Origin of the sequence: Streptomyces sp. S3(2020), from assembly GCF_013044505.1 — a bacterium.
GTDB lineage: Bacteria > Actinomycetota > Actinomycetes > Streptomycetales > Streptomycetaceae > Streptomyces.
On the sequence record NZ_JABERD010000479.1, the window covers coordinates 1 to 2,116 of the forward strand.

Annotated in this window: 1 protein-coding gene; it reads right to left on the reverse strand. The window is 64.8% G+C overall.

Annotated features, from left to right (window positions below; translation table 11 throughout):
* Positions 1-103 precede the first annotated feature (103 nt).
* On the reverse strand, positions 104-1,870 hold the full coding sequence (ltrA, locus tag HLK59_RS49730; RefSeq protein WP_171148283.1) for a group II intron reverse transcriptase/maturase: 1,767 nt from the start codon (positions 1,868-1,870) through the stop codon (positions 104-106).
* Between the last annotated feature and the right edge of the window lie 246 nt (positions 1,871-2,116).

Sequence of the window (2,116 nt, forward strand, 5' to 3'; positions counted from 1 at the left end):
GTCGGGTAGCCGGAGCCCATCTCTGGGCCCCGGCCCCCTCAGAACCGGACGTGCGCCTTTCAACGCATCCGGCTCAAGCAAGCCGCAAGGGCTTCGCTGGACGTCAACTTACGTCCCGATTTCCGTCGTTTGCATGGTACGAGCGGTGACAATCGGCATGAACAAGGCTGAGGTTGGTGCGTCTATCCGTCCCGCCGCTGCTGCGGTAGACGAGGTGGTGCTTGTTGAGCATTTTCCTCGTTGCCACGAACCATTCAATCCATTCCCGCAGATTGTCCGGCTCGTATTCGGCCCCGTCGATCAGCGCCATCTGGCAAAGAGGGCACACGCCCTTCTGCCGGGCCGCCAGGATAAGACTCGTCTTGTCCATCGGCGGTGGCGCTGTGCTGCGGCGACGCGCGCTCCAAAACTCCGTCAGGGCGGGGTCGTCCACGGACGCCGCGCCCTTGACGCAGTGGTGAATGGAGCAGCGTGTCCAGGCGAACTTCTGAAGGTAGGCGCCAGTCGCCCGGTCACCGAACACCCAGTTGTCCTGCCTGGTTTTGTTGAACCTGCCGAAATAGTGGCGTTTGATCCACAGCCCCGAACGGTTCTCGTGGCCGCGTTTCACCCACTTGTAAAGCAGCTTGAACATGTAATTGTCCATCCCGCTGAACACTCTGTGGGAGGACACACTCCGGTAGTACGCCGCCCAACCCCGAACTACCGGGTTGAACTTCGCGATGACCGCTTGGACAGGCGCGCCCCGAAGGGCCCGCATGTCCGATCGCAGTCGTTTCCGCAGCGCGTTACAAGCCGCCTTGCTCGGCCTGATGTTCAGCTTGTCGCCGTGCCGCTGGATCGTGAAACCAAGGAAGTCGAACCCCTTATCAAGGTGTACGACCTTCGTTTTGGCCTCGTTGAAACGCAGACCGCGCGGCGCAAGCCAGACGCCCAGATCCTCCTTGACCCGATATGCCTCCTCCTCGCTGTGACAGAGCACCACGAAGTCGTCGGCATAACGGACCAATACGGGCACACCGACGGACGCGTGGTTGACGCGCGTGCGATACCCGTCGGCGCGGAAGCCCGCCGCCTGTTCCATCCCGTGCAGCACAATGTTCAGCAGCAAGGGGCTGATGACGCCGCCTTGCGGAGTGCCCTCCACACTTGGCGCCCATCTCCCGCAGTCCATCACGCCCGCCCGCAGCCACGCGCGCACCAGGTCCCTGGCGGGGAACTGCCCGAGCACGGCCAGCAAGTGATCGTGACTGATGCGGTCGAAGGCCCCTTCCAGATCCGCATCCAGCGCCCAACGACGCTTTGCCCGCGGGCCGCGCGCCGTCTGGCGGATGGAGGCGATGGCATCCTGGCAGCCGCGGCCGGGCCGAAACCCGTAGGAGCGCGACTCGAACCGCGCCTCCCACTCCGGCTCCAGCGCGTTCTTCACGCGTGCCTGGAGCACCCGATCCCGGATGACCGGGATACCGAGCGGGCGCTGCCTGCCATTGGCCTTGGGGATGTAGACCCGCCTGACCGGACGGGCCCTCCAGGGAGCAACCGACCGGTGGCACTCGGCCACCAGCCGGACCCTCGCCGCTGGGGTGAGGGCTGTCTCCCCGTCGATGCCCGCCGTCTTGCGGCCCTGGCTCTGCTGGGTCACCCGTTTCACGCTCACCAGCGTGTTGCTGTGGCTTCTCAGCATGAGTTTCTGCAAGTTACGGACCTTCTTCAGGTCCCCGTCCTGCGACGCCTTGAAGATCCGCTGCCTCAGCCGCCGTACGTCACGCTCGCATCTGGCCCAGTGGATTGTGTGCCAGTCGGAGATTCCGTCCTCGGGTCCGTTCCCCTCGGGCGGGCGGATGGCTGCAGCCACCCTCGTGGTGCTCATGTCCGCCTCCGGTATCCAACTTGTCCCGCAGTTCCGGCGCCTTTGCGTTGGTGCTTCAAAGGCTCACCTGGTCCACGTGGGCGCCCTTTCGGGCCGGGCCACCAAGGCCCGTATCCGGCGGGTTATGCGGCAAGCGGTGTGGAGAGACCCGCCGACCGGTTTCCCCTGACCTTTCGGCCTACCGGCATTCGCTTCCTGGACCATCCTGTTCCTGCCGGGGGTTTGGGCCTTCCTTGCGGTCGGCTT